Below are 19,159 nucleotides of genomic sequence, written 5' to 3' on the forward strand. Positions count from 1 at the left end.
TGTCAGTTGTGTTGCAGGCTGCGGTACGCGCCGTGATGTGTCGGTCCGACGTATTGATTGAGCGGGAAAGAATGGCGGATCGCTTCGGTGATGAACGCCTTGGCTACCGCTACCGCCTCGCGCACCGATTTGCCTTTGGCAAGCTCCGCACAGATGGCGGCGGAGTAGGTGCAGCCGGCGCCGTGCGTGTAGGTGGTGTTGATCCGCTCGCCTTCCAGAATGTCAAATGTGTGGCCGTCGTACAGGACGTCAATCGCTTTTTCGTGCGCGAGCTTGCCGCCGCCTTTGACCAGCACGTAGGCCGCCCCTTTGTCGTGAATGCGCTTGGCCGCTTCTTTCATGTCGTCGACGGTTTTGAGCGCCCCCATTTGGCTCAACTGACCGGCTTCAAACAGGTTGGGCGTCACGACAGTAGCCCGGGGAACGAGGACGTCGCGCAGGCTGTCGGCCACTTCCGGGTGAAGCACTTCGTCCGCTCCCTTGCAGACGAGCACCGGGTCGACGACGACGTTCTTCAATTGGTATTGGTCGATTTTCCGGGCCGCCAGCTCGATCAGCTCCGTCGTACCCAGCATGCCGGTTTTCACGGCATCGACGCCGATGCCGGAGAGAACCGTTTCCAACTGCTTCTCCAGAGTGCCGAGGTCGATCGGAAACACCTCGTGAAACCAGGAATTGTGCGGATCTTGGGCTACGATTACGGTCAGGGCGGTCATTCCGTAGACGCCCAGCTCCTGAAACGTCTTCAGGTCAGCCTGGATGCCGGCGCCGCCGCTGGTGTCAGATCCTGCGATGGTTAACGCTTTGCGAATCGTCATGGCAGATGTCTCCCTTTTCCAGCCGCAACTGATGGTGCGGTTCGTTTACGTTCTACCTAAATTGAAGTGGAAAACCAGGGCGGTGTCAATACGTTCGTCCCATGAAAAAACGCCTCTCCGGCGGGGAGAAGCGTTTCGATATCGTGGGCGATTTTCTATGTAGGGTTACTTTTTCAGACAGATGCAATGTGATGGAACGAGAAGGTGATCGGAGTGGACATGGCCTTGGCGCGCTTCGAGGCGAGGCGCTTGGCCTCTTTGGCTGCCTCAAACATGCTGGGTGCCTTGATGATTTCAATCCATTGACGTGACGCCGTTTCAAACAAAAACCGATAGATTCTCATCATCTATCCGCCCTCTCTCGTTTTTCTTCACACCTTTATTGTATCAACGAGCAGCATGTATTAGATCACCGCGGTGTTACATTTTCATGAAGAAAGTATTGCGTTTGCGTGAACAAGAAAATATTTACCAAGTCGCGTTACATTTCTCCAGTTACTGCGTCTATAGATAAAGGATGCCAATTTTACACGTATCGACAAACGAGGTGGAAAACGAGATGGCCAACGGAACAGGCGAATTGACGGTGAACGGCGTCAATCACAGCTACGGGACGGGCAAGATCAAGGTGCCCGTGCTGTTCGACATCAATCTGCACGTCGACAAAGGGGAGTTTGTCGCCCTGTGCGGATCGTCCGGATCGGGCAAGTCGACGCTGTTGAACCTGCTGGCCGGTTTGACCAAACCGGACGAGGGGAGGATTTTCGTCAATGGGGAAGAAATCTCCCGCTTGAACGAGAATGAACTGTGTCTGTTTCGCCGCCGGTGCATGGGCTTTATTTTTCAATCGTACAACCTGCTTCCCAACCTGACCGCGCTGGAAAACGTGGAACTGCCGCTGATTTTTGCCGGCGAAAGCCGCAAAAGCAGACGGGCCAAAGCAAAGGAGATGCTGGAACGCGTCGGGTTGGAAGGGCGGATGGACCACAAGCCAAACGAACTGAGCGGCGGGCAGCAGCAGCGGGTCAGCATCGCCCGCGCCCTGGTCAACCAGCCCAGCATTGTGCTTGCCGACGAACCGACCGGGAATCTGGACAGCAAAACCGAGCAGGAAATCTTGGCGTTGATGAAGCGGATGAACCGCGAAAACGGCACGACGTTTATCATCGTCACGCACGAACAGGAAGTGGCGGAACAGTCCGACCGCGTCATCTATCTGCAGGACGGACGGGTCGTGCAAAAACGGACCAAACCGGCATGAGAGAGGGCATGAGGTGAACCTACTGTGAAACTTCTGGATTCGTTTCGCATCGTCTGGCGAAACTTGTGGCGCATGAAGCTGCGCACGGCGCTGACCTCCGTCGGCGTCATGATCGGGACGGCCGCGATTGTGGCGATGATCGCCCTCAGTCTGGGACTGAAGGAAAATGCCGTCAAAAGCCTGGAGAACTTCGGCAACCTGACGGAGCTGGACGTAGAACCGGCGTATTGGAATTACGAAAAGGACGAGCCTATCCCGGACGACCAGCGGAAAAAGCTGAACATGGAAGCAGTGCGGGTGATCAAGGGCATACCCGGCGTGGCGGCGGTCATGCCGATCAAGCGGATACACGGGGAAACCAAGCTGAAAGTGGGCAGGCGAGAAGGGTATGTCGAGGTAGTCGGAGTGGACGTGCACGAATCGGCCGCCTACCGCAAGGATGACGTGGAAAAAGGCAGCTACCTGAGCGGATCGCCGCAGGAAATCGTCGTGGCCTACCGAGTTCCCACCATTTTGCGGGACGTGGAAAAGGAGCGGCGGGAAGCGCGGCGGAGAAGCGCGGACGCCAAACGGGGCGGGGGAATGGAGATCATGCGCCCTGGTTTTAACGGTGGCGATGCCCCTCAGTCGTTCAATCTCGTCGACAAGACGGCTACGATCGTGCTGACGCGCGAGTACCGGATCGACGACGAGCCGCACTTCGAAAAGAAAGAAATCCGCGTGAGAGTCGTCGGCCAACTGCGGCAGGACGACAACCACCGCTACGGACACGCGGTCTATGCGCCGCTCAGCCTGGTAAAAGAGATCAACGACTGGCTCAACCGCACCCGGGGCGACGAATTTGGCGATGGAGGCGGCAGCACCCGGCGCAACCGCGAGACTGCGAAGCAGGACAGCTTTGAGTTTGACGAGATGACGGTGAAGGTGGAATCGCGCGAAAAAGTGGAGAGCGTTGTGCAGGCGCTAAAGGAGCGCGGGTTTGAAGTCTGGTCGCCGGCTCGCGAACTGGAGCAGATCAACAAGTTCTTCTTCATCATCCAGATCGTGCTGGGCGGAATTGCCGCCGTCTCGCTGTTGGTCGCCACGATCGGCATTGTCAACACGATGATCATGTCCATTCTGGAACGGACCAAGGAAATCGGCATCATGAAGGTGATCGGCGCCACCGTGTACAACATACGCTGGCTGTTCCTGATGGAATCAGGCTTCATCGGATTGATTGGCGGACTGGCCGGCCTCGGCATCGCCTGGGGAGCGGTGGAGCTGGTCAACCACTTTGGAGAAGCGGGCGGCATCATGGACAGCCTCAACATCGGCTTCGGCGGACCCGAGGGAGAGGAGAAACTGCGCCTGGCCATCATTCCGACGTGGCTGTCTCTGTTCGCCATCGGATTTTCGTTTGTCATCGGTTTGCTGGCGGGTATTTTCCCAGCCATCCGCGCCTCCCGGTTGAGCGCGCTGCAAGCGATTCGATCTGATTAAAGAATGTGGGGATAGGGAGTATGAAAAAGAAAACGTGGATCATTCTTTCGGCAGTCATTGTCCTGTTGGGCGGTGGCGGATACGCTGGCTATCACTATCTCGGCTCCAAAGACGCGGCAGCCGAACAGACTCAGGAGGAGCCGCCCTCCTTTCCCACCGCAGTCGTGGACAGGGGGGACGTGAAAAAGACCATTTTTGCCTCTGGTACCGTGGAAGTAAAGGCGCGCGAGGAAGTAAAACCGGAACTGTCCGGCAAGGTGGAGCAGGTCTTCGTGAAAGAAGGGCAGCGCGTGAACAAGGGAGATCCGCTGTTCTCCATCGACAGTTCGGACGCCGCCCTGGAGCTGCAAAAGCAGGAGTTGAGCATTGTCCGCGCCAAGCGGGAATTGAACGATTTGAAAAACCGGAAGGACAAGATTGTCTTTTCCATGGGCGGCAAGGTGAAGGAAGTGCTGGTCAAGGAAGGAGACACGGTGACGCCGGATACCGTGGTCGCCAAACTGGTTGACACCGAACACCTGAAGATTACCGGAAAATTTTCCGCCTTTGAAGCAGAGCACTTCAAGGTGGGCCAAAAGGTGAAAGTGTTTATCTCCTCGTCGATGATCTTTCTCGACGGAACGGTGACCAAGGTCGACCTGGTCGGCAAGAAGGAAAAAGGCGTCGGTGGCGTTCACGACGTGGAAGTGCTGGTGAAAAAGCCGGGAGCTCTGTACGTGGGAGACCTGGGAGAGGTACAGTGGGTCAATCCAAACGGCGTTCTGTTCGCCAGCCAGGTGGCGACGCCGTTTGAAGACCCGGACGACGTGGAGATTGTGGCCGGTACCCACGGCAAGGTCGGCAAGGTGGAAGTGGAAAACGGCGACGAGGTCAAGGCGGGTCAACTGCTGGCGAAAATGGACATGTCCGCCTCCGAACTGGACCTGAAGGAGAAGGAACTGTCCTTGAAAGAGTCGCTTTTGTCCCTCGAGCAGAAGAAGCGGGAGATCGCGAAAAAGCAGGTGACGGCGCCAATCAGCGGGGTAGTCACCAAGGTGGAGGTCAAACCGGGAGAGACGCCGGACTCCAGCAAGCCGGCTATGGTCATCATGGACAGCAGCGCCGTGTATTTTGTGGCGGGTGTGGATGAAATCGACATTCCGTCCATCAAGGTGGGTCAGACGGCCGAGGTGTACGTGACGGCGTTTGGCAACAAGCCGTTTATCGGCAAGGTCGTGGACGTGCCCAAAGAGGGGACGAAAGAGGACAAGTCGGTGCGCTTCGCGGTGAAAATCGAGCTGACTGATGCCGCTGAGATGAAGCACGGCATGACCGGCGACTGCGACATTTACGTCGAGAAAAAGGAAAACGTGCTCCGGCTGCCGCTGCAGGCGGTCGAAGTGCTGGAGGACGGCAAGGGAACGGTCATGGTGAAGGATCCAAAAACCGGAGAGCCAACGCCAAAAGAAGTGGAGATCGGGATCGAAGGAGCAGAGTTCATCGAAATCAAGAGCGGCCTTGAGGAAGGCGAGGAAGTGCTGATGATGAACGGCGGCGACGTCTTCTAGCACGGCCGCGTCGGCACGCCTCCGGCTCAAATGAAACCCGCCTGCTTGTGCCATTGCGGCAGAGCAGGCGGGTTGTTTGTTTGGACGCCCTGCTGTTCAGCCAATCCGCTTTACGGCAGCGGCCTTTGCTCGGGCGGCTTGATGGCGGCGACCCGGATTCGACAGTAGTCCAGGACCCAGGAGCCGTCGCGGAACAAGGCGGGACGCAGCCGTTCGGCGATCATCGCGCAGGTTTCGTCTTTTTCCTGCGGAGGCATGTCGGCAAAAAACGGGCCGCAGAATGCATCCAGCCAGTGGCGCAGCCCCTGTTCCCCGTCCGGGAGCTCTGTGGGCCGTTCAAAGTGCTGCGCCAGTTTGATGACAAAGCCCTGCTGTTCCAAAAGCCAGGTGTAGGCGCCGATGCCGGGGAAGTACCAGGGGTTGCAGCTGTCCGCATCGCGCCCCTTGTCTGCCAGGACGGCGCGGATGGCCTGGACGACCCGTTCCACGTTGCCCGCTCCGCCAAATTCGGCCACGAACCGTCCGCCCGGCTTCAGCGCCAGCCACACCTGGCGGATGACCGCTTCCGGCCGCTTCATCCAGTGCAGGGCGGCGTTGGAAAAGACGGCGTCAAACAACTCCTCCGTCACAAACGTCTCGGCGTTGGCGACGAAAAACCGCAGCGCAGGGTATTTGCTCCGCGCCGTGTCAATCATCTCGGCTGACAGGTCCATTCCTGTCGGCACAGCCCCGGCCTTGGCCATCTCGGCACAGAGATCACCTGTTCCGCAGCCCAGGTCGAGAATCGTTTCCCCCGGCTGCGGCTGAAGCCATTCCAGCACGCCTTTGCCAAACCGGGAGACAAAGTCCAGCTTGCTGTCGTACAGCCGTGCGTTCCAGCGGTTCTCTACATGCATGGAAAATCCCTCCTTGGTATCGTTGTACCAGTGGAGGGGTTATTCGTCAAATCTATAAAAATGATGAAATATATAGTTTTTACCTATTTATGCTCCTATATTCGGTCAAGATACAGCGTGGTTACCGAGGTGGAGTCGCCGTTTTTTATTTCTTCTTCCGTCGCCTTTTCTTCCAACTCGTCCATCTCCATCCCGGGCGCGATGGTCGGTTCGTGCTTCGGATTGCGATTCGGTTTGCGCTCGTCCGTCCGCTTGTCCATCGATCCTGCCTCCTTTCATTTGGGCTGTCCCTAGCGTTTGCCGGCAGCGCCAGCATTATGCCTGTCCCGGCAGCCGCCTTGTGGCGGGATGGTGAAAGCGGTACGATAAAACCAGGGAAAAGATGCCGGATGTCGGCAGGGAGGAGGAACGTATGGAGCCGATTATGCTGCGCGGCCATCATCTACTGTGCGTTCACGGGTTTCAGGGGATGGGGTACAGCCCCGCGTTTGTCGCCAAAATGGGGGAAATCGTCGAGCGAATCCGCGATCCCCGGCAGGATTTTCCCATCCGGGTTGTGCGGGACTTTGACGACGCGTGCCAGGCGTGTCCCAACAAGGGAGCGGAACGGTGCGAAGCTTCCCCCGATTCGGAAGAGCACGTGCAGACGCTGGACCGAAACGTTCTTACCCATCTGGGCTTGACCGCGGGAGAGGTCTACCTCAAGTCGGAACTGGTGGAGCGCACCCGCCGCCTGGTGGCACCGGACGATCTGGCCTTCCTCTGCGCCGGGTGCTCCTGGTACGAATACGGCGTGTGCCGCGAGGGCATCGCCCGCTTGTGCCAGACAGAGGCCGGCAGGCAGGAGCGGAAAACCGCCCCATAGCCGGAAAGGAGAGAGAAAATCGTGACCGACGAAGAGCGCAGCGTATTGGAAAAGCTGGGGTTCCGGTTGGAGGACGGCGCGGTGAAACATCTCAAGCTGGGGATCGTAGAACGATGTGAGGTCTTTGAGGGATTTGCGTCTCTCGCAGAACTGGAGACCTTTGCAAAAGCGATGCTGCGCACCCGCTGCCGGTTACGTAAAACGGCCGCACAGCCGGGCAGCGAGGGGCAGACGCGCGGGTAAGGAGATGAGTAGAGTCAGCATGGAGACGAGAGAGATGCTCTTGCGGGCGTTGAACGAAGTGGAAGCGTGGGAACGGGATCAGAAGGACCTGTGGTTCTGGGAAAAGCTGGGTCGGCTGCCGTTTGTGCTGTTGGACCGCATTACGCCTGCCGTCGTCAGGGAAAAGCTGGGGACGGCTGTCGATGAAATGGCCGCCTTTTTGGAACAGGGGGGTACCTATCTGGTAAGCGATGAGGCGGTGTATGCGCGGTTTCAGGAGGCCCAGCAGGGGAAGGGACGGCCCAAGCAGGAGGACGTCAAGGGATTGCCGCTGGCCAGCATGGACCAGGTGGCAGCGGAAATAGTGTCATCCCGCGCCGCATTTGCCACGGTGCAGGGAGCGACAACGGGGTTGGGCGGCCTGTTCACCCTGGCGATCGACGTTCCGCTGCTGTTGGGCACCTCGCTCAAGGTGCTGCAGGAGATGGCACTCTGTTACGGATACCGCCCGGAGGAAAAACGGGAGCGGCTGTTCATCGTCAAATGTTTGCAATTTGCCTCTTCCGACATTGTCGGCAAGCGCGCGATCCTGGAGGAGCTCTCCCGCTTTGACGAGCCCGAAAGACAGCGGGATGTCATTGCCCAACTGCAGGGTTGGCGGGAAGTGGTGGTGACGTACACGGAAAACTTTGGATGGAAAAAGCTGTTTCAGATGGTACCGGTGGCGGGCATGCTGTTTGGCGCTTACCTGAACCGCTCCACCGTGCAGGATGTGGCGGAAACGGGCCGGATGCTGTACCGCAAGCGGCGGATTCTGGAGCGGCTGAGGCAGGAAGAAGCCGGAACCTGACGGGCAGGATGTCCCGTGCGCTCCGGCTTTCCCGCTGCCAGGGCGGCACGGGACTGGCCGCTTTACGCCCACTCCTCGCTCGTGATCGCGAAGATCAGGTGGTCTTCCCAGACGCCGTTGATCTGCAGATACCGAAGCGACAGCCCTTCCCGGCGGAAGCCGGTCTTTTCCAGCACGCGGATGGAGGCCGTGTTGCGCGGCATGACCGCCGCCTGTACGCGGTGCAGTTCGGCTTTGGCAAACGCAAAATCCAGCACCTGCCGGACGGCCTGCGTCATACAGCCGCGTCCGCCACATGACTGGTCGAGAAAGTAGCCGATGGTGGCGTTTTGCCAGGCGCCACGCACGATGTTGGTAAGGTTGACGCGGCCGATCAGCTCGTCGCCTTCACGCAGAAAAACGCCAAATGCGTAGGCGGTACCCGCCGCGAAGTCGCGCTCGGCGGACGCCAGCTGCTTCCGCTGTCCCTCCAGGGTAAAAAACGACGCGGGACGGATCGGTTCAAACGGTTGAAGAAACGCCTGATTGCGAACGCGCAGGTCCAACAGGGCCGGTGCGTCATTTGCCGTCAGGGGGCGGATGTACACGCTGGGTGCCTGTGAAGACATGGGGCGGTCCTCCTTATCCTCTTGATAGAATCTGGACCGCCAGTGTATCACGTATGCGTCCTTTTTGAAAAGACGGCTTGGCAGATTGGCCGGAACCGTACGGATGGGGCGCTAGCGCTCTTTTGCTACATCAGCGACTGTGCAAACGAACGTCCGAATTCCCGGCAGGTTTCCTTCTCCTGGGCGGACGGGGACAGTTCCACCTTCAACCCGTTCAACGGGACGTCTGCGCCCAGCGCAGTTACTTTTTCCAGCAGAATGTCGACGGCGGCTCCCACTTTTTCGTAGCCGGAGTCGCAAGAGCCGAATACCGCCGCTTTTTTGCCCCGCAGGTCAAGCCCTTCCATCTCTTCGTAAAAATCCAGAAACTCGTCTGGCAGTTCTCCGTCTCCCCACGTGTAGGCACCAAGCACAATGCCGTCATAGTCGGCCAAATCGGAAGCGGAGCAGTCCAGCACTTCCTTTACCTCCGGTTCGATTCCCGCCGAGCGAATGCCCTCGACGATCGCATCGGCCATCTCCCGGGTGTTTCCTGTCATGCTTGCATAAACGAGAATAATCGTTTTCATAAGCCCTCCGAATAGATAATGGTTATCATTTTCAATTACAAGATAATGAAAATGATTATCGTTGTCAACTATTATGTTTCGCTTCTTCTTCATTCAGATGTTGCCACCCGGGGAGGATTTTGATAGAGTAAAAGGAAATTCCATAACCATTAACAAATAGAGGTGCGCTGCGGAAGAGTACGTCTTGCCATACAAACGCGGGGGGCGTGGAAAGACGGAAAGGCCAAGGCGCCGAAGTTCTGGCCGTACCCCTCGGACGGCGAGGGCTGGGGTTCCCGTGAACAACGGTCGCCCTGTCATGAAAGGCACGGCCTTTCGTGGAGCGCTATTTACGGTTTGCTTTCAGGTATCAAAAAAGCAATGAGGATAGCGTCTGCACTCATTGCTTTTTCTACATTTTCACATACATGTGATGGAGGAGATTCACAGTGAACATGATGGATGCGCATGAAATTATCTCGTTTATTCAAAAAAGCGAAAAGAAAACGCCGGTGAAGGTATACCTGAAAGGGGAGCTGGACGGCATCGACTTCGGCCCAAGCGCCAAAACGTTTATCAGCAACGGCACGGGCGTGGTCTTCGGCGAATGGAAGGAAATCGAGCCGGTGCTGCAACAGCATAAGGATAAAATCGCCGATTACGTGGTGGAAAGCGACCGCCGCAACTCCGCCATTCCGCTGCTGGACACGAAAGGCATCCAGGCGCGCATCGAGCCGGGCGCGATCATCCGCGACCAGGTGAGCATCGGCAACAACGCCGTCATCATGATGGGTGCCGTGATCAACATTGGCGCTGTCATCGGAGAAGGAACGATGATCGACATGAACGTGGTGGTCGGCGGCCGCGGCACTATCGGGAAAAACTGCCACATCGGTGCCGGTGCAGTCATCGCAGGCGTGATCGAACCGCCGTCCGCCCAGCCTGTCGTGATTGAAGACGACGTGGTAGTCGGTGCCAACGCGGTAATTCTGGAAGGCGTTCGCGTCGGCAAAGGTTCCGTCGTGGCTGCTGGTGCGGTCGTCATCGAGGACGTTCCGCCGAACGTGGTCGTGGCTGGCACTCCGGCGCGCATCATCAAGCAGATCGACGAAAAGACACGCTCCAAGACGGAAATCAAGCAGGAGCTGCGGCAACTGTAGGAGCGTGAGTGAGAAGATGGCTACGGACTGGCGTTCACTCGACGAACAGTACATCGTCCCGACGTACAAACGGCTGCCGATCGCAATCGCCAGAGGAGAGGGCAACTACCTGTACGACACCGACGGCCGGGCGTATCTTGACCTGTTTACCGGACTGGCCGTCAATGTTCTCGGCCACTCACATCCGCGGATTGTCCAGGCGCTCCGGGAGCAGGGCGAGCGGTTTTTGCACATCTCCAACATCTTTCTCAACCCGCCGGCGATCCGGCTGGCACAGCGGCTGATCGACAACACCATCCCCGGCAAGGTCTTTTTCTCCAACTCCGGGGCGGAGGCGACGGAAGCGGCGATCAAGCTGATTCACAAATGGACAAAAGCGGAGGGGGCCGGCCGGTCGGGTATCGCCGTCCTGCGCAATAGCTTCCATGGGCGCACGCTGGGAGCGGTGCGGCTGACGCGGCAGCCCCATGTCTATCAGGATTTTCCCCAGCCTGACTTTCCCGTCTACGAGCTGGATGCAGAAGACGCAGAACAGCTTCGCGCCGTCTGCCGCAGCGAAAAGCCAGCCGCCCTCCTGATGGAGCCGGTGCTCGGCTCCGGCGGTGTGGTGCCGCTTTCCGAAGCGTTTCTGCGGGAAGCGGAGGCGATCTGCCGGGAAGAGGGCGTGCTGTTTGCCATGGATGAAATCCAGACCGGCATGGGACGAACGGGTCGTCTGTTCGCGTATCAGCACGCCGGAGTGACGCCTGATTTGATCCTGTTTGCCAAAGGAGTGGGCGGCGGTCTGCCGCTCGGCGGGGTGATCGCCGGCCAACGGCTGATGAATCTGTTCAAGCCGGGGGATCACGGCACCACCTTTGCGCCCTCGCCGCTCTCCGCCGCGCTGGGCAATGCGGTGCTGGACGAATTGCTCGACCCGGCTTTTTGTGACCAGGTGAGCGACGTGATCGGCTACCTGTGGGGCCGTCTGGAAGAGCTGAGACACCGCCTGCCGGAGCAGCTTCATGCACTGCGCGGCAAAGGGATGATGGTGGGCATTCCGCTGAACGTTACACCCGAAGAAGCGGCCCGGCTGCAGCAAAACCTGCTGGCTGCGGGCTTCCTCGTCGACGTGACGCAAAAGACGATCGTCCGCCTGCTGCCTCCGCTTACCTTGAAGCGGGCAGATGTGGACCGGTTTATCGACGAGTTTGCCCGTCAGCTGACGGCGCTCGGCACCGGAAAGGAAGTGTAGAGGGATGACCGATTCTGCGTTTGTGCAGATTCGCCGCGACTTGCATCAAATACCTGAACCCGGTTTTGCGGAGTACAAAACGCAGCGCTACCTGCTGGACTATCTGGAGCGGCTGCCGCAGGAGCGCCTGCAGATCAGGACCTGGCGCACCGGCATTCTCGTCAGGGTGCGCGGGCTTCATCCCAGGCGGACGATCGCCTGGCGGGCGGACATGGATGGTCTGCCGATCCGGGAGGAGACGACCTATCCGTTCCGCTCCAAGCACGAGGGGTACATGCACGCCTGCGGCCACGACATGCACATGGCGATCGGGCTGGGCATTCTGACCCATTTTGTGCACCATCCCGTCGATGACGATCTGCTCTTCGTGTTTCAGCCGGCCGAAGAAGGACCGGGCGGCGCCAAGCCGATGATGGAGAGCGAAGAATTTGCTGAGTGGCGGCCTGACTGCATCTTTGCGCTGCATATCGCGCCGGAGTACCCGGTGGGACACATCGCCACCAAGCCGGGTATCCTGTTTGCCAACACCTCGGAGCTGATGATTGAGCTGACCGGCAAAGGGGGGCACGCGGCCTTTCCCCACAAGGCAAACGACATGGTGGTGGCGGCCAGCCATCTGGTGACGCAGCTGCAGTCGATTGTGGCCCGCAACGTCGATCCGCTCGATGCGGCCGTCGTGACGGTGGGCAAAATCGAAGGGGGCACCCGGCAGAACATCATCGCGGAAACAGCGCGGTTGGAAGGAACAATCCGGACGATGTCGCTGGAGTCGATGGCCCGGGTGAAAAGCCGCATCGAGGCGCTGGTCAAAGGTATCGAAGCGGGTTTTGAGTGCACGGCTGCCATCGATTACGGCTGCGGGTACTGCCAGGTGTACAATCATGAGCTGCTGACGGAGCAGTTCATGGAGTGGGTGGGCACCCAGCGCCCGGACATCACGCCGAATCGCTGCAGCGAAGCGATGACGGGAGAGGACTTCGGCTTTTTCCTGTCAGAAATCCCCGGCTTTTTGTTCTGGCTCGGGGTGAATACCTCCTACGGCCTGCATCATGCAAAGATCGAACCGGACGAGCGGGCGATCGACATCGCAATCAGCCTGGTGACGGACTATCTGACCTGGCTGTCCGGACAGGAGGAATGGCCGATCTGAGCGACCCATTCATCAACCGAAGCCGTAGACAATGTACATCGCATGGAGGGATGGGCCCCGCGTCTCGTTTTGGAGCGGACTTCATCCGCTTCTGTGCTGGGCGTCAAGCGAGCGAGCGGGCCCAATCTCCCATGCGCCTCGGACTTTGTCTGCATGCTGAAGCGACTCCACGCGAGTCGCTTTTTCTTTTATCTGAATAGAGTGTTGATAAGTCCTTCCTCCAGCACGAGATCCGCCTGTGGATATTGTGGATATTGTGAAAAAAGTTTGCGGGGCGACCACAACTATTTGCCGGCTTGGGCGTATAAGTTAATGCAAAAGAAATTGGGAAATTACGCGCTGAGAGAGGCGCAGAACATACTGGAGGATTGTGACATGAAGAAAGCATGGTTGTCTGCCCTGTTGTTGCTGACGATCGCCGGCGTTGGAAGCACGGCCCTGGGCGAAGGCGCGATGCGGGTCTATCTGAGCGGCGAGCGCATCGTCGACAGCTTGCCCGCTTCCACGAGCGCTTCGATGCAGAAACTGGTCAAGCGGATGGGAGGCTTTGTCGAGTACGATCAACGCTCCGGAAAACTGGAGATCGTCAAGCCGAACGTCAATATTCTCGTGCTGGAAGGCATTCAGCAATCCCGCAACAAGAACATCATTTTCAGCAATCCGATCAAAGGGTACAGCGACAAGGACGTGCCCCGGACGTTTAACGTGTTTGTCGAGGTGGATGACGCGCCGGTGACGAAAGACCTGAGGCTGCGCCTGGTGCTGATCGGCCCGGACGGCAAAGAGGTAGACCACGGCAAAGAATGGAAGTACTCGACGCTGAACGCCAACAGCTTCTACTTCTCCGAACCGTTTGTCTCCACCAAATTGGAACTGTACGGAACGTACAAAGTGCAGCTGCAGATGAAGACAGAGAAGTCCAACGAGTACATCACCGTCGGCGAAAACAGCTTTACCGTCGGACGATAGCCCAATGAGAAAATTGGCTTGGTCGCGTTTCCACATGGCTTGTTGTCATGGTATAATGAGTAACAAATGACGTTTTGCGTCACCCTGATGCAAGTACATGAGAGAAAGGAACGATGGGAGCGAATGGAGACAAATCCCGCGCGGTCATCCACAGACATAGAAGGCCCGAGTATACGGATTGCCTGGAAAGATGAGCATTCGATCCTGGCCCAATGGCACATGACAAAGGAGTTCGAACGGGAAGTGGAGCGGAAATTTGCCATCCCGTTTGCCGAACTGCCATTTGTCCTCCGCCTCTTTGATGTGACAGACCGCAACGAGATCCGCAACGACGGCACCGACCTCTACACTGACTTTGACATTAACCACCGCTCATCGGAGTGGATCCTCTACGGCGTCACACAGGGCTTGCGCTACTGTGTGGATTTGGGGATTCGAATGGTTGATGGCAGATTTTATTCGCTGTCCCGATCTCAACCGATTTGATCAACGTACGCATTAAAACGGCTCTCCACTCGGGAGAGCCTTTTTTTGTCGTCCGGCCGCTCACGGTTTGCGCGGCTGGAAGTACTGGATGCGTTTGTTGAACAGGTGCAGCTCCGCCTTGTATTCGCGGGCCAAATAGCGGCAGAATTCATTTGCCTTGTTCATATCGCCGTGCGTGGCCGACTCCGGCAGGGAGACCTGAATGAAAAACTGCTCCTGGCCGTTCTCCTCGCGGGAGCCCACGCCCACGATGATGGCCTTGTAAAGATTGGGATCCTTGCCTTTCAGCAAAAACCAGGAACCCTTCCCTTCCGGCCGCTCCTCGATCACGTACGGAAAGGCGGCGTCCGCGTAGGTCCACCCCAGTTGTTCCCCCGTTTTTTTCGTCATCTCAATGTATCGCTCAAACTTTGCCTTGACGTCGTCGATGTCCGCTTTCGTGGCTGTGGAACCTTCCACGAAATAGATGTAGGCCGATTTCAGGTTCACGATTGCCGTCACTCCTAGTCCCGGGAATCTCTTGCGATTAGTGTAGCATTTCCTGCCACTCATTGGCAATGCGACATGTTATAAGGAAAATAATTGCGCGTCTTTTCTGAAAAGTGTAAAATAAATATCACATTCATTACAGGAAAGAGAAACAATGATAAAGGATCGTGGAGGAATGGACCCGATGCACGAGGTTTCAATTCGAAACGTTTATGAAGCATTAAACACGATGCGCGCCATTGATGTCGTCAACAAGGAAGACTGGGAACGGGCGGCCAAGGAAGCGGAGCTGGATTCGTCCGTGCAATTGAATATTCTCTGGATCATTTACTGCTACGAAGGCGTCCGTGTGACGCAGATCGCTGAATGGACCTTTTGGCATCCGTCTTCCATCGTCATTCATATCAAAAAGCTGGTGGAAAAAGGGATGGTCTCGATCGAAAAGTCGGAGCTGGACGGGCGCGTGGTGCACGTCTACCCGACGCAGAAGGGACGGGAAGTGATCGAAGCGAGCAGGCGGAACGTACCGTCGATATTTCGCCTCACCTATGCGCTGGAAAAGCTGGAGGAGCGGTACAGTTCGGCCGTTGTGGAACTGTTCTTTGAATGTTTGTCGTTTGTCGCCCAATCGTTGCATGGAGCGGAAAAAGTTCGCTGGATTCAGGAAGGGGAGGACCGCGTTCCCAACCTTCGCCATCTGATCAGCTAGGATCACAGCAGGATTGGTGAGCAAAAGAGGCGGCAGAACACCCAGGCGCTTTTGTGCGGCCACGAGGCTGCTGCGAGGGCAGGGGTGGAAATCTGCCGCTTTTTTTGATATACTGATAAACAATCCGAAAATTTCATCAATTTGCTTTTGGACAACAATGCCATGAGGAGGGATTGCTGATGGAACGGTTCGACCACTTGTACGACGTTGCGGAGACTGCTCAGGTGCGCTTCTTCGGTGTTGCGACGGAACTTGCACGGCACGACTTTGGGATCGTCTTCACCAACAAGTTTGATGGTAAGCCGCTGGTCATCTGTATGCAGACGGGGCAATCCACTCTTCTCAGTTCGGAGGACGCGGTCAATCCAGAGTACCTGAAAAAGGTTTTTCGGATCGACTGCCAGAATGAAGCAGAAATGCTGTCGCAGTTTTTCCAGGAGTGTTTGCCATCGGTGCCGTTGGAAGATAACCAGTACTGACATTGGGCAGAAGGATTCCTTCTGCCCGTTTTTGTCTTGGGGAGGGAGGAGAATGGACAGCTATTTCCATGCCTGGACGGTCGCCGATCCGGTCGCGGCGGTCGTGCTGGTGCACGGAACTGGCGAGCATCACGGACGCTACAAGCATGTGGCGGCCTTTTTGAATGACCACCGCGTGGATGTATTCAGCGGGGATCTGCCCGGGTGGGGTCGTTCGCCGGGGAAAAAGGGGCACATTGATTCGTTTTCACAGTATCTGGACGCCGTGGAAACCTGGACGGAGCGGGCGCTCAAGGCAGCTGGAGACGAGCGGCCCGTTTTTCTCCTGGGGCACAGCATGGGCGGTCTGGTGGCGGTGCGGTTTGTCCAGCGGTATGAGAAGCGGCGTCAGCTGGCCGGGGTGATGCTCAGTTCGCCCTGCCTGCAGTTGAAGATCGACGTGCCAGTGTGGAAGGCCAGGCTGGCGCAATGGCTGGATCGCGCCATGCCCAGGCTGGTGATGGCAAACGGGATCACGGCGGACATGGTCTCCCGCGATCCGCAGGTGCAGGCGGAATACGTAAACGATCCGTACATCTATTCCAAAGTGAGCGTCCGCTGGTTCCAGGAGCTCAACCGGGCCATACGGGCCGCCTGGGAAGAGCGGGAGCGGCTTGACCTTCCCGTGCTGGTGCTGCAGGCAGGAGATGACCAACTGGTCGATCCGGACGGAGTGGAACGGTTTGCGTCTGGCTTGCCGGCGGAGGTCACCTTTGTCCGTTTTCCCGGACTGCGCCACGAAGTGCTGAACGAACCCGAGCGGGAGGACGTGCTGCGGCAGATGCTGGAGTGGCTGAAGCGACACGGTGGTCAATGATAAATGTGACATACTAAATTGGCGATGTTGTGTGTGTTTTTCGTATTGACTCTCATTAGTATGTCATATTAATATAAAAGTACCATCACATTTTGATGTCACTTTTGGCTGATCTGCGCTTAGGCAGTACGAACGCGGAGGGATTTCGAATATGGGTACGATTGTTTGTCAGAGTTGTGGGACGATTATCGAGCATTTTGAAAGCAACCAGGTGAAAACGCTGTACGGGATCTGCAACTGCGACTGCTGCCCCAGTGAAAAACAGGAACAGGAGTAACATGCAAATAGTTCGTCAGGCGCTTGTCGATAGCGCCTGATTTTTTTTGACATCCATTGCCATATGTCGGATAATTGGTAAAAGAGGGAGAAACGTCACAAAAGGAGGAATCGTTACAATGAAGAGAACCCCCATCCGAGGTTTGTTGGCGGCGGCGCTGCTGGCCACGACCCTGTGGAGCGGGACTCCGGCTTTTGCGTACTACGTAGGGGAAGAAGTCCGCATCGACTCAGGCAATCCGGTCATTTCCAAAGCCGGTTTTGACATTTCCAAGGATTACGCTGTCTGGATCGCAGAGGGCGAAAAAGTTATCACTCTGTATGATCTCGATGAGCATAAAGAAAGCCAAATCGGGGACAAGCAATCTGCCAAATCCCACCTGCGCGTGGATGGCAAGTACGTGTCCTGGATCGATTCCCGTCACGGCGGTTCGGATGTCTACCTGTACGACATCGCAAAGAAAAAGGAAGTGCGCCTGACGGACGGCTCGACAGAAGCGATGGAACTGGAACTGGCCGGAAACTACGTGGCCTGGAGCGGCAAGCATGGCGGAAAATCCGACATTTACCTCTACAATATCAATACCGGGGAAGAAGTCCGGATCTCCACAAGCGGCCAGGCGAGCAAACCGACGGTAAGCCCCTCGTATGTCGCGTGGGAAGACCGTCGAAACGGCAACGTCGACATTTACTACTACGACATCAAGAGCGGACGGGAACGCGCAGCGGTTACCTCGCTCGGCCATCAGACCAATCCCTCGATCTATGATGACCAGATCATTTACCAGGACGAGCGATACGACGACCTGTACGTCTACATGATCGGCCGCGAGCGAAACAAGCGCCTGACGGACGACTCCAACGAGCAGGCATACCCGCATCTGTACGGAGATACATACGTGTATATCGAAGAGGGTGCACTGATGATCGGCGATGTAGACTACGACGATGCGGAGGAGTTGGACGAAGAGGTCTACGACAAGCTGCCGCCGCGCATTTACGGCGATTACGTGATCTTTGCGAAACAAGACGGCGACAAGAAGGTGCATCTCTATCTGTACGACTTGGACGAAGAAGAGTTGGTCCCAATCGGCGGCTTGTCCGGAGAACCGAGCCAACCGGACGGCGATGACCGCTATGTGGTCTACCTCAATGAAAACAAGAAAGCATCTTCGGTGGTTCTGCACGATCTAAAAACGCAGACCAGTTCCGTGATCAGCAAATCCGGTTCGGAGCCGCGCCGTCCCCTGGTCAGCGACCGTTATGTCGTCTGGTATGACGCTGAGGACGAAGCGTTGATCGCGTACGACATTCGCCGCGGTACCCAGAAGAGGGTGACGAGCAGCAAGGACGAACCTTCCGACACGCTGTACGAACTGGACGGCAGCAAGCTGGCGTGGATCGACGATGACCGCGATCTGTACGTAACCGACTTGTCCACGGAGAAAACCGAGGATATTGCAAGGGTGAGCAACCCCAAGGCTGTTGACATTTACGGCAACTACGTGCTGTGGGTAACGGAACGCTCCGGAAAAGACAGCATTTACCTGTACGACCTGGACGATGAGGACGAGACGGAAGTGCGCACCAATGCTGACATTACCGGGGCCAGCGTGGGCGACAACGTCGTTGTGTGGAGTGAATATTCATCCAAAACCAAATCGTACGATCTGTACTATTACGACATTCGCCGGGACCGTACCGATGTGCTCACGCGCTGGACGGACGGGGATCAGATTGAACCGCAGGCGTCCCGCAACCTGGTCCTGTTCAAGGAAAAGCGCGGTTCGCGCAGTAAAGACTTCAGCTACGAGTTGTACGACATTGAAGACGAATCGTACAGCAGGTACTACTGGTCCGATGATGCGGAAATGGATGAGGTTCGCCTGAGCGGCAACCGCGTGGTGTGGATCGATAACCGCGACGGCAATCCGGCCGTGTACACGCTCGCAGTCACAGACCCGCGGGACGATGAAGACGACGATGAACCGTCGGGCGATTACCGGGATTACAATTTCCTCAAAGTGCTGGAGGACGACTCGTTCTTTGACATTATTGACGAGAACGACTATGAAGACATCTATTTCGTCTTCTTTGTCGGCACAAAGAACGAAGTGTCCCTGAACTTCCTGGATGCGCTGAGTGACGCCGATCTGTTTTTAGACTTGGTGTATGAATCCGGTCTGGACAACGTTGTCATCCGCGTGTACAAATAATTTTTCAGACAAAACAGGCAGGCTGCGAGGGCGTGGTT

Annotated in this window: 23 protein-coding genes and 1 riboswitch; of the genes, 16 read left to right on the forward strand and 7 right to left on the reverse strand. The window is 57.0% G+C overall.

The window, feature by feature from the left end; genetic code table 11:
* Window positions 1-2: 2 nt before the first annotated feature.
* Both pdxK and KDN35_RS00160 read right to left on the reverse strand, forming a co-directional pair.
* Entirely contained in the window at window positions 3-818 is an 816-nt protein-coding gene (gene pdxK / locus KDN35_RS00155) for a pyridoxine/pyridoxal/pyridoxamine kinase (RefSeq protein WP_171564447.1), read from the reverse strand.
* Between the two features lie 173 nt (window positions 819-991).
* Window positions 992-1,165, reverse strand: a complete 174-nt coding sequence (locus KDN35_RS00160; RefSeq protein ID WP_171564208.1) for a hypothetical protein — start codon at window positions 1,163-1,165, stop codon at window positions 992-994.
* A 212-nt stretch (window positions 1,166-1,377) separates the two neighbouring features.
* Here KDN35_RS00160 and KDN35_RS00165 point away from each other — a divergent pair, with 212 nt between their 5' ends.
* The 3 genes from KDN35_RS00165 to KDN35_RS00175 are packed head-to-tail and all read left to right on the forward strand — an operon-like array spanning window position 1,378 to window position 5,108.
* Window positions 1,378-2,079, forward strand: coding sequence for an ABC transporter ATP-binding protein (locus KDN35_RS00165; RefSeq protein ID WP_171564446.1), 702 nt, complete (start codon window positions 1,378-1,380; stop codon window positions 2,077-2,079).
* A gap of 24 nt (window positions 2,080-2,103) precedes the next feature.
* On the forward strand, window positions 2,104-3,561 hold the full coding sequence (locus KDN35_RS00170; RefSeq protein ID WP_171564445.1) for an ABC transporter permease: 1,458 nt from the start codon (window positions 2,104-2,106) through the stop codon (window positions 3,559-3,561).
* A 20-nt stretch (window positions 3,562-3,581) separates the two neighbouring features.
* Entirely contained in the window at window positions 3,582-5,108 is a 1,527-nt protein-coding gene (locus KDN35_RS00175) for an efflux RND transporter periplasmic adaptor subunit (RefSeq protein ID WP_212131814.1), read from the forward strand.
* Between the two features lie 110 nt (window positions 5,109-5,218).
* Here the strand turns inward: KDN35_RS00175 and KDN35_RS00180 are convergent, their stop codons facing one another.
* Both KDN35_RS00180 and KDN35_RS00185 read right to left on the reverse strand, forming a co-directional pair.
* On the reverse strand, window positions 5,219-6,004 hold the full coding sequence (locus KDN35_RS00180) for a class I SAM-dependent methyltransferase (RefSeq protein ID WP_212131815.1): 786 nt from the start codon (window positions 6,002-6,004) through the stop codon (window positions 5,219-5,221).
* Window positions 6,005-6,099: 95 nt separating this feature from the next.
* Window positions 6,100-6,264, reverse strand: a complete 165-nt coding sequence (locus tag KDN35_RS00185) for a hypothetical protein (protein WP_171564442.1) — start codon at window positions 6,262-6,264, stop codon at window positions 6,100-6,102.
* Window positions 6,265-6,416: 152 nt separating this feature from the next.
* On the opposite strand from KDN35_RS00185, the gene KDN35_RS00190 reads away from it, so the two are divergent.
* The 3 genes from KDN35_RS00190 to KDN35_RS00200 are packed head-to-tail and all read left to right on the forward strand — an operon-like array spanning window position 6,417 to window position 7,941.
* Window positions 6,417-6,869 carry a DUF1284 domain-containing protein gene (locus KDN35_RS00190; RefSeq protein WP_212131816.1) on the forward strand — a complete coding sequence of 151 codons (453 nt, stop codon included), beginning with the start codon at window positions 6,417-6,419 and terminating at the stop codon, window positions 6,867-6,869.
* Between the two features lie 21 nt (window positions 6,870-6,890).
* Window positions 6,891-7,112 carry a hypothetical protein gene (locus KDN35_RS00195; RefSeq protein ID WP_212131817.1) on the forward strand — a complete coding sequence of 74 codons (222 nt, stop codon included), beginning with the start codon at window positions 6,891-6,893 and terminating at the stop codon, window positions 7,110-7,112.
* 19 nt (window positions 7,113-7,131) lie between these two features.
* A complete protein-coding gene (locus tag KDN35_RS00200) occupies window positions 7,132-7,941 on the forward strand; it encodes an EcsC family protein (protein ID WP_212131928.1) in 810 nt (269 codons plus the stop codon).
* Between the two features lie 62 nt (window positions 7,942-8,003).
* Here the strand turns inward: KDN35_RS00200 and KDN35_RS00205 are convergent, their stop codons facing one another.
* Complete coding sequence (locus KDN35_RS00205; RefSeq protein WP_212131818.1) at window positions 8,004-8,549, reverse strand: GNAT family N-acetyltransferase; 546 nt, start codon at window positions 8,547-8,549, stop codon at window positions 8,004-8,006.
* Between the two features lie 125 nt (window positions 8,550-8,674).
* Window positions 8,675-9,118, reverse strand: coding sequence for a flavodoxin (locus tag KDN35_RS00210; RefSeq protein ID WP_171564437.1), 444 nt, complete (start codon window positions 9,116-9,118; stop codon window positions 8,675-8,677).
* Window positions 9,119-9,267: 149 nt separating this feature from the next.
* A riboswitch (Lysine riboswitch) is annotated at window positions 9,268-9,454 on the forward strand.
* Window positions 9,455-9,546: 92 nt separating this feature from the next.
* On the opposite strand from KDN35_RS00210, the gene dapD reads away from it, so the two are divergent.
* The 5 genes from dapD (at window position 9,547) to KDN35_RS00235 (ending at window position 14,096) form a co-directional block, all read left to right on the forward strand.
* Window positions 9,547-10,257: a 2,3,4,5-tetrahydropyridine-2,6-dicarboxylate N-acetyltransferase gene (gene dapD, locus KDN35_RS00215; RefSeq protein WP_171564436.1), complete on the forward strand. Its 711-nt coding sequence runs from the start codon at window positions 9,547-9,549 to the stop codon at window positions 10,255-10,257.
* 16 nt (window positions 10,258-10,273) lie between these two features.
* The gene (locus tag KDN35_RS00220; protein WP_212131819.1) at window positions 10,274-11,491 is read left to right on the forward strand and encodes an aspartate aminotransferase family protein; all 1,218 of its coding nucleotides are present in this window, start codon (window positions 10,274-10,276) and stop codon (window positions 11,489-11,491) included.
* A gap of 4 nt (window positions 11,492-11,495) precedes the next feature.
* Entirely contained in the window at window positions 11,496-12,641 is a 1,146-nt protein-coding gene (locus tag KDN35_RS00225) for an N-acetyldiaminopimelate deacetylase (RefSeq protein ID WP_212131820.1), read from the forward strand.
* A gap of 375 nt (window positions 12,642-13,016) precedes the next feature.
* Window positions 13,017-13,610, forward strand: coding sequence for a hypothetical protein (locus KDN35_RS00230; RefSeq protein WP_171564433.1), 594 nt, complete (start codon window positions 13,017-13,019; stop codon window positions 13,608-13,610).
* Between the two features lie 123 nt (window positions 13,611-13,733).
* Window positions 13,734-14,096, forward strand: coding sequence for a DUF4912 domain-containing protein (locus KDN35_RS00235; protein WP_171564432.1), 363 nt, complete (start codon window positions 13,734-13,736; stop codon window positions 14,094-14,096).
* 60 nt (window positions 14,097-14,156) lie between these two features.
* Here KDN35_RS00235 and KDN35_RS00240 read toward each other — a convergent pair whose 3' ends face one another.
* A complete protein-coding gene (locus KDN35_RS00240; RefSeq protein ID WP_171564431.1) occupies window positions 14,157-14,585 on the reverse strand; it encodes a DUF1885 family protein in 429 nt (142 codons plus the stop codon).
* 184 nt (window positions 14,586-14,769) lie between these two features.
* Between KDN35_RS00240 and KDN35_RS00245 the strand changes: the two genes are divergently transcribed.
* The 5 genes from KDN35_RS00245 (at window position 14,770) to KDN35_RS00265 (ending at window position 19,121) form a co-directional block, all read left to right on the forward strand.
* The gene (locus KDN35_RS00245) at window positions 14,770-15,294 is read left to right on the forward strand and encodes a MarR family winged helix-turn-helix transcriptional regulator (RefSeq protein ID WP_171564430.1); all 525 of its coding nucleotides are present in this window, start codon (window positions 14,770-14,772) and stop codon (window positions 15,292-15,294) included.
* Between the two features lie 179 nt (window positions 15,295-15,473).
* Entirely contained in the window at window positions 15,474-15,773 is a 300-nt protein-coding gene (locus KDN35_RS00250) for a DUF3055 domain-containing protein (protein WP_171564429.1), read from the forward strand.
* A gap of 52 nt (window positions 15,774-15,825) precedes the next feature.
* Entirely contained in the window at window positions 15,826-16,629 is an 804-nt protein-coding gene (locus KDN35_RS00255; protein ID WP_212131821.1) for an alpha/beta hydrolase, read from the forward strand.
* Window positions 16,630-16,780: 151 nt separating this feature from the next.
* Window positions 16,781-16,906: a GapA-binding peptide SR1P gene (locus KDN35_RS00260; RefSeq protein ID WP_171564427.1), complete on the forward strand. Its 126-nt coding sequence runs from the start codon at window positions 16,781-16,783 to the stop codon at window positions 16,904-16,906.
* A gap of 118 nt (window positions 16,907-17,024) precedes the next feature.
* Window positions 17,025-19,121, forward strand: a complete 2,097-nt coding sequence (locus KDN35_RS00265; protein WP_212131822.1) for a hypothetical protein — start codon at window positions 17,025-17,027, stop codon at window positions 19,119-19,121.
* Window positions 19,122-19,159 lie beyond the last annotated feature (38 nt).

This window comes from Brevibacillus sp. NL20B1 (genome assembly GCF_018195675.1).
GTDB lineage: Bacteria > Bacillota > Bacilli > Brevibacillales > Brevibacillaceae > Brevibacillus > Brevibacillus aydinogluensis.

Excerpts from the sequence above, each read along its gene's own strand:
- pdxK (WP_171564447.1), bottom strand. The coding sequence starts at position 818 with ATGACGATTCGCAAAGCGTTAACCATCGCAGGATCTGACACCAGCGGC.
- KDN35_RS00160 (WP_171564208.1), bottom strand. The coding sequence starts at position 1,165 with ATGATGAGAATCTATCGGTTTTTGTTTGAAACGGCGTCACGTCAATGG.
- KDN35_RS00165 (WP_171564446.1), top strand. The coding sequence starts at position 1,378 with ATGGCCAACGGAACAGGCGAATTGACGGTGAACGGCGTCAATCACAGC.
- KDN35_RS00175 (WP_212131814.1), top strand. The coding sequence starts at position 3,582 with ATGAAAAAGAAAACGTGGATCATTCTTTCGGCAGTCATTGTCCTGTTG.
- KDN35_RS00180 (WP_212131815.1), bottom strand. The coding sequence starts at position 6,004 with ATGCATGTAGAGAACCGCTGGAACGCACGGCTGTACGACAGCAAGCTG.
- KDN35_RS00185 (WP_171564442.1), bottom strand. The coding sequence starts at position 6,264 with ATGGACAAGCGGACGGACGAGCGCAAACCGAATCGCAATCCGAAGCAC.
- KDN35_RS00190 (WP_212131816.1), top strand. The coding sequence starts at position 6,417 with ATGGAGCCGATTATGCTGCGCGGCCATCATCTACTGTGCGTTCACGGG.
- KDN35_RS00200 (WP_212131928.1), top strand. The coding sequence starts at position 7,132 with ATGGAGACGAGAGAGATGCTCTTGCGGGCGTTGAACGAAGTGGAAGCG.
- KDN35_RS00205 (WP_212131818.1), bottom strand. The coding sequence starts at position 8,549 with ATGTCTTCACAGGCACCCAGCGTGTACATCCGCCCCCTGACGGCAAAT.
- KDN35_RS00210 (WP_171564437.1), bottom strand. The coding sequence starts at position 9,118 with ATGAAAACGATTATTCTCGTTTATGCAAGCATGACAGGAAACACCCGG.
- KDN35_RS00220 (WP_212131819.1), top strand. The coding sequence starts at position 10,274 with ATGGCTACGGACTGGCGTTCACTCGACGAACAGTACATCGTCCCGACG.
- KDN35_RS00225 (WP_212131820.1), top strand. The coding sequence starts at position 11,496 with ATGACCGATTCTGCGTTTGTGCAGATTCGCCGCGACTTGCATCAAATA.
- KDN35_RS00230 (WP_171564433.1), top strand. The coding sequence starts at position 13,017 with ATGAAGAAAGCATGGTTGTCTGCCCTGTTGTTGCTGACGATCGCCGGC.
- KDN35_RS00235 (WP_171564432.1), top strand. The coding sequence starts at position 13,734 with ATGGAGACAAATCCCGCGCGGTCATCCACAGACATAGAAGGCCCGAGT.
- KDN35_RS00245 (WP_171564430.1), top strand. The coding sequence starts at position 14,770 with ATGCACGAGGTTTCAATTCGAAACGTTTATGAAGCATTAAACACGATG.
- KDN35_RS00250 (WP_171564429.1), top strand. The coding sequence starts at position 15,474 with ATGGAACGGTTCGACCACTTGTACGACGTTGCGGAGACTGCTCAGGTG.
- KDN35_RS00255 (WP_212131821.1), top strand. The coding sequence starts at position 15,826 with ATGGACAGCTATTTCCATGCCTGGACGGTCGCCGATCCGGTCGCGGCG.
- KDN35_RS00260 (WP_171564427.1), top strand. The coding sequence starts at position 16,781 with ATGGGTACGATTGTTTGTCAGAGTTGTGGGACGATTATCGAGCATTTT.
- KDN35_RS00265 (WP_212131822.1), top strand. The coding sequence starts at position 17,025 with ATGAAGAGAACCCCCATCCGAGGTTTGTTGGCGGCGGCGCTGCTGGCC.